Here is a 5329-nt window from a genome sequence, read left to right on the forward strand (position 1 = left end):
ACCGCGTATTTGGTGCCCTTGTTTGTTGCCGTCGCAGGTTTCAGCCTGTTGTTCGGCGCGCTTGTGCTGATGCGGATGCGCGCTGCATTGGCGGAGATGCGGATTGAAGCGCGGATGCGCCGGATGGCGCAAGGCTAATGCCCCACGCATCTTTCATCATCGCGTCATTCGCGGTCACGGGCGTCGCTATGATTTGGCTGATCGTTTCTAGCTATCTTTCCATGCGCCGTGCGGAAGCGTCGGCAGATGCATTTAGGGAACAGTCATGAAGCCCAAACATCAGCGTTTGGTATTGGCCCTGATTGCCGTTGTGGCTTTGGTTGGCGCGGGCCTGATCGCGGCGTCCGCCTTGCGCGAAGAGGCATCCTATTTCTATACGCCCACAACCTTGGCTGCTGCTAATGTTGCACCTGGAAAAGCCATTAGGCTTGGCGGGATGGTGCAGGAGGGATCGATCGTGCGTGGCGCTGACGGGGTGTCCATCACTTTCATCGTGCAGGATCAAGAACGCAGTCAGAAGGTCGCGTATCGTGGGATTACCCCTGACCTGTTTGTCGAAGGCTCCGGCGTCGTCGCGGACGGTCGACTTGTGCCGGGCCGCGTGTTTGTGGCCGATAGCTTGCTCGCCAAGCATGACGAAAACTATGTGCCTAAAGAATTGGCTGATATCGATATGAGTGCGGCCGCCCATACGAAGGACACGCTTGTACCATGACAAACTTGGCGAAATGAGGGCTTTCATATGATTGCAGAAGCCGGATTAGCGGCACTTTGGCTTGCGGCGTCGATGGCGCTTCTTCAGCTCATTGCTGGGTTAACGTTGTTGCGCGATGGCGCTGGACAGCTGGTGCCACTCATAAAACCTGCTGCTTATGTGCAGGGTGCCTTATCTACTTTTGCGTTCTTCGCGCTCATGTGGCTGTTTTATGATACTGATCTGTCCGTGCTTTTGGTGGCGAACAACAGTCACATTGATAAGCCATTGATTTTCAAACTCGCTGGCACTTGGGGCAATCATGAAGGATCGATGCTGCTGTGGGTTGCAGTGCTGTCGGTATCTGGAGCGGCAATTGCTTTTTTTGAAAAGCGGATTGATACCAAGACGTTATATGCAACGCTCTCGGTGCAAGGTTTCATTGCGCTCGGTTTTTTTGCATTCCTGCTGTTTGCATCCAACCCATTTGAACGGCTTCTGCCTGCGCCTATAGAAGGCGCAGGGCTTAACCCATTGCTTCAGGACGTCGGTCTCGCCTTTCATCCGCCGACGCTTTATATGGGCTATGTCGGGCTCTCCGTCGCATTTTCCTTCGCGGTTGGCGCATTGCTGACAAATCAAGTTGGGCCCGCATTTGCCCGGGCCATGCGACCCTGGGTTCTGGCGGCTTGGATTTTCCTGACCATTGGCATCGCAGCGGGCAGCTATTGGGCCTATTATGAATTGGGCTGGGGCGGTTGGTGGTTTTGGGACCCCGTTGAGAATGCCTCGCTGATGCCATGGCTCGCGGCCACGGCCTTGCTGCATTCGGCAAGCGTTCTTGCGACCCGCAACGCGCTGCGGGCATGGACTATCATGCTTGCACTGGTCGCTTTTGCGATGTCCATGGCCGGCACTTTCCTTGTAAGGTCGGGGATATTGACAAGCGTTCACGCCTTTGCCGTTGATCCGGAACGCGGCGCGTTCATTCTGGCGCTCATGCTGATGTATACCGGCATCGCTTTCGTCATTTTTGCCCTTCGTATCGGCTCGGTGAAGCAAGGCGAGCCCTTCCAATTGGTAAGCCGCGAGGGCGGTATTGTTGCAAACAACATCCTTCTCAGTGTCATCTTGGCGGTCGTTCTAATCGGAACGCTCTACCCACTCGCGGCAGAGGCGATGGGCGATAAAATTTCCGTTGGCCCACCATATTTTAACAAGGCGACGGTGCCCGTGATGGTGCTATTGATGCTCGCGTTGCTGATTGGTCCGATGCTCCGGTGGCGGCGGGATGAATTGATCCGGATCAGATATTGGTTGATTGGCGCTGCAGCGATACTGTTACTCGGTGCTATTGTCGCTTGGCAACTTGCGCCTGACATTGGCTTATTCCCATTGCTGGGCATCGCTTTTTCTTTGGCGCTTGCTGTCGCTGCGTGGCTGCCGCTGCGAGGTCGGAAGTTGCTGCGCACGCCCTTGCCCGTTTTCGGCATGGTCATTGCGCATTTCGGAATAGCCGTCAGTGTGTTTGGCATGGCCGCAGAATCGGGATTTTCATCTGAAACTCTCACGGCGCTCGCACCCGGCGAAAATGCGAAGGTTGCTGGTTGGGAAGTTAAGCTTAACGACGTCAACCCCATCGCCGGTGACAATTGGGTTGCGGTAGAAGGCGATATGATAGCTGCTAAAAATGGCAATCAATTCGCACTTCATCCTCAATCACGGCACTTTTTTACGCCTCCAATGCAGACGAGCGAGGCGGCTTTGCTGACCCGATGGAATGGCCAATTATATGCCGTCATTGCGCAGCCCGACCAAGAAGGCGATGGCCGCTGGCAGGTGCGTTTATGGTGGAAACCCTTTGTGACATTCATCTGGTACGGCGCATTATTGATTGCGTTCGGTGGTGCGATTTCGCTTTTTGGTCGCATGTTCCGTCGGACCAAGAAACCAACTAGAAACAGGTGGCAATCCTAATGAAGCTGCCATGGCTTTTATGGGCACCGCTTGCAGTCACGGCATGCATTGGCGGGCTGGCGGCTTATGGTCTGGTCGTGCCGAAAGACGAGCAAGTCCGTTCGGCGATGATTGGGCAAAAGCTTCCTGAATTTGCTTTGCCCCCCGCGACACAGGGCGTTTTGCCATTATCAAACACCGATATGGGTGATGGGAAGCCACGGCTTCTCAACATTTTTGCCAGCTGGTGCATCCCGTGCAAAGCCGAAGCGCCCCATCTTGAGGCGTTAAAAGCCGCAGGTGTCGAAATTGACGGTATCGCTATTCGGGACCGTCCAGAAGACGTTGCTGCTTTTTTGGATGAATTTGGCAATCCGTATCGCCGCATTGGATCGGACAGCGAAATGGCGGTCCAACTTAAACTTGGGTCGTCGGGTGTGCCTGAAACTTATGTAATCGGCGCCGATGGCACGATATTGTTCCAGCATATCGGCGACATCCGCGCAGAGCATGTGCCGATGCTTATCGAAAAACTGAAGTCGACGACATGAGAAAATTCGTTCCTATTCTGCTTATGCTTACCGCGCCTGTTTGGGCGCAAGGCAGCGGCCCGACGCCGGCGATGGCCAACCGGCAGCTCGCCGATCCTTCAAAGGAAGCCGAGGCAATGCGACTAATGCATAGTTTGCGCTGCATCCAATGCCAAGGCCAGTCCATTGCCGATAGCGACGCGTCGATGGCGGCGACCATGCGTGCCGAAGTGCGTCAACAAATTTCTGCTGGACAAAAGCCTGAGGCCATCCGGGCCTGGATGATCAAACGTTACGGCGAATGGGTTAGTTTTGAACCCGATTTCAAGGGCGCGAGGCTCTTGCTCTGGCTTACACCACTTATTTTGCTCTTGGCGTCGCTTTGGTTAGCGCGTGGGCTGTTTCGGAGGCGAACATGAACGGTTGGGTTGCACTGGGCGTTTTGTCGGTTCTAAGCCTGTCCGTGCTGATATGGTTTGTGCGTGCGTCAAAAGGTTTCTGGCAAATTGCCGCTGCCGCCGTGCTATTGGGTATGACTGGCTACGCTTTGCAGGGGCGCCCATCAGCGCCATCTTCACCCGCCAAGCCCCTAGCAGCTCGTGACGTTGGAGCGACGCAGCTTATCGACATCCGCTCTGACATGGACCAGAGTTTCGGAGGTGCAAAGCGCTGGCTAGTCACTGCCGATTCCTTTGCTAAGCAAGGGGATTATGCATCGGCTGCATCATACATTCAGTCGGGACTTCGCAGTGACCCAAAAAATTCGGATCTTTGGTCTGCGCTTGGGCTGCAGCTGATGCTGGCGAGTGAGGGACAAATGTCCCCTCCGGCGCAGTTGGCCTTCGACAAAGCGCGCGCCATCCGACCCAATCATCCCGCACCATATTATTTCACAGGCCTTGCCCGCATGATTAGCGGTGACCTGAATGGCGGTGTCCTCCTGTGGGAAAAAACCCTGTCGCTCGCGACGCCGGATGCGAAATGGAAAGTCAGCATTGAGTCCCAATTACAGGCTGCCAAAGCGTTGCAGGTAGAATCCGAGCAGACGCAGCAAATAACCAAATAATTAATTGAACAAATTGTAGTTTATAACAATTCGACATAACATTGCTTTGTTGTGAAGGTGGCGGTGGCAATTTTATTGTGACCGACCCGACCACTTTTAATGTTGCTGTTAGGTTTAAGGTCGGGGAACCAAGATAGTTGGACCGCAAGCCTTGCTTTACTTGCGTTGTTCAACCTTCAAACCGCTGGAGCAAAGTAGACTGCGCCTTTGTATCGCCGGATGCGAACCCTACATCGCAAGTCCGAGTATCGAATAACGCGGGGTGCCTATGCTCTTAAGAGCGGGCGCCGGTGTCACGCGCGTTGTCGTGAAAATTTCAGGACTTAGCTGTTGTAGGGCTCCTTTCGCTTGCGAGACGGATGCAGTAATTTCCGTCGGTCCAGACGCCAACTGCAAGATGGGGTCACTTTGATCCGCAGGATCGGCCGGCGTAGGATCTGGCTGGGTGGCAACCGGAGAAGGTGGGCTGCTCTCAACCCGTTGGGCTGCAACCGCCACGACGGCCACTGGGGGGGGGGCGCTGGCAATTGCTGAGGGCGCTTCCACTGTTGGAGGGGCAGGTTGACTGGCAGCAGGAGGTGAAGCGGAGGGGGGAGCTGGCGCGGGGGTCGCTGCTGGCGCTGGTGCTGGTGGTGGCGCATCTTTGGCTGGTGCTGGCGCTGGCGCGTCGGCGGCTGGCGCTGGTGCTGGTGGTGGCGCATCTTTGGCTGGTGCTGGCGCTGGTGCTGGCGCTGGTGTTGCAGCCGGTGCTGGCGCTGGTGCTGGTGCTGCAGCCGGTGCTGGCGCTGCAACGGGTGTTGACGCCTTTGGCGCTGCAACCGGTGCTGGTGCGGGTGGCGCTGCAACTGGCGTTGGTGCAGCAACTGGTGTTGGCGCCTTTGGCGCAGTAATGCTGCTGGTCACGGCGGTTACAGCCGAGGCGACCGACTTGTTAATGACGAGATCTGCGCTGTTGAAATTGATGTTATAGTTTTTACCAGCTGATAGCGTGCCCAGACCAATGGCATAGCGCCCTGCATCGAGACCGGGCGCGCGGGTGAGGCTGCCGGTGAGCAGGCTGGCACTGTCGGTGCCGACAAAGCC

Annotated in this window: 7 protein-coding genes and 2 pseudogenes; 8 read left to right on the forward strand and 1 reads right to left on the reverse strand. The window is 55.9% G+C overall.

The features are described from left to right. The 8 genes and pseudogenes from Q0O07_RS11190 to Q0O07_RS11220 form a co-directional block, all read left to right on the forward strand. A pseudogene (locus tag Q0O07_RS11190) lies at positions 1-138 on the forward strand (heme ABC transporter permease); the annotation flags it as partial. Further along, positions 138-269 (forward strand): heme exporter protein CcmD, encoded by a 132-nt coding sequence (ccmD, locus tag Q0O07_RS11265; protein WP_367271079.1) that lies wholly within the window; start codon positions 138-140, stop codon positions 267-269. The pseudogene Q0O07_RS11190 and the gene ccmD, both read left to right, overlap by 1 nt. Next, positions 266-715 carry a cytochrome c maturation protein CcmE gene (gene ccmE, locus Q0O07_RS11195; RefSeq protein ID WP_295493698.1) on the forward strand — a complete coding sequence of 150 codons (450 nt, stop codon included), beginning with the start codon at positions 266-268 and terminating at the stop codon, positions 713-715. The genes ccmD and ccmE overlap by 4 nt, the downstream gene beginning before the upstream one ends. Before the next feature lie 27 nt (positions 716-742). Beyond that, positions 743-2671, forward strand: coding sequence for a heme lyase CcmF/NrfE family subunit (locus tag Q0O07_RS11200; protein ID WP_295493700.1), 1929 nt, complete (start codon positions 743-745; stop codon positions 2669-2671). Then, positions 2671-3201: a redoxin family protein gene (locus Q0O07_RS11205; RefSeq protein ID WP_295493702.1), complete on the forward strand. Its 531-nt coding sequence runs from the start codon at positions 2671-2673 to the stop codon at positions 3199-3201. The genes Q0O07_RS11200 and Q0O07_RS11205 overlap by 1 nt, the downstream gene beginning before the upstream one ends. Further along, on the forward strand, positions 3198-3599 hold the full coding sequence (locus tag Q0O07_RS11210; RefSeq protein ID WP_295493704.1) for a cytochrome c-type biogenesis protein: 402 nt from the start codon (positions 3198-3200) through the stop codon (positions 3597-3599). The genes Q0O07_RS11205 and Q0O07_RS11210 overlap by 4 nt, the downstream gene beginning before the upstream one ends. Next, on the forward strand, positions 3596-4246 hold the full coding sequence (locus Q0O07_RS11215) for a cytochrome c biogenesis factor (RefSeq protein ID WP_295493705.1): 651 nt from the start codon (positions 3596-3598) through the stop codon (positions 4244-4246). Before Q0O07_RS11210 ends, Q0O07_RS11215 begins: the two co-directional genes overlap by 4 nt. A gap of 548 nt (positions 4247-4794) precedes the next feature. Then, entirely contained in the window at positions 4795-5136 is a 342-nt protein-coding gene (locus Q0O07_RS11220) for a hypothetical protein (RefSeq protein ID WP_295493708.1), read from the forward strand. Positions 5137-5197: 61 nt separating this feature from the next. On the opposite strand, the pseudogene Q0O07_RS11270 reads toward Q0O07_RS11220, so the two are convergent. Continuing rightward, positions 5198-5329, reverse strand: a pseudogene (locus Q0O07_RS11270) (MBG domain-containing protein); the annotation flags it as partial.

Origin of the sequence: Sphingorhabdus sp. EL138, assembly GCF_945890115.1 — a bacterium.
In the GTDB taxonomy this organism is placed as follows: domain Bacteria; phylum Pseudomonadota; class Alphaproteobacteria; order Sphingomonadales; family Sphingomonadaceae; genus Sphingorhabdus_B.

Bases quoted from the DNA above. Each gene is read 5' to 3' on its own strand.
- Q0O07_RS11200 (WP_295493700.1), top strand. From the start codon at position 743: ATGATTGCAGAAGCCGGATTAGCGGCACTTTGGCTTGCGGCGTCGATG.
- Q0O07_RS11210 (WP_295493704.1), top strand. From the start codon at position 3,198: ATGAGAAAATTCGTTCCTATTCTGCTTATGCTTACCGCGCCTGTTTGG.
- Q0O07_RS11215 (WP_295493705.1), top strand. From the start codon at position 3,596: ATGAACGGTTGGGTTGCACTGGGCGTTTTGTCGGTTCTAAGCCTGTCC.
- ccmD (WP_367271079.1), top strand. From the start codon at position 138: ATGCCCCACGCATCTTTCATCATCGCGTCATTCGCGGTCACGGGCGTC.
- Q0O07_RS11205 (WP_295493702.1), top strand. From the start codon at position 2,671: ATGAAGCTGCCATGGCTTTTATGGGCACCGCTTGCAGTCACGGCATGC.
- ccmE (WP_295493698.1), top strand. From the start codon at position 266: ATGAAGCCCAAACATCAGCGTTTGGTATTGGCCCTGATTGCCGTTGTG.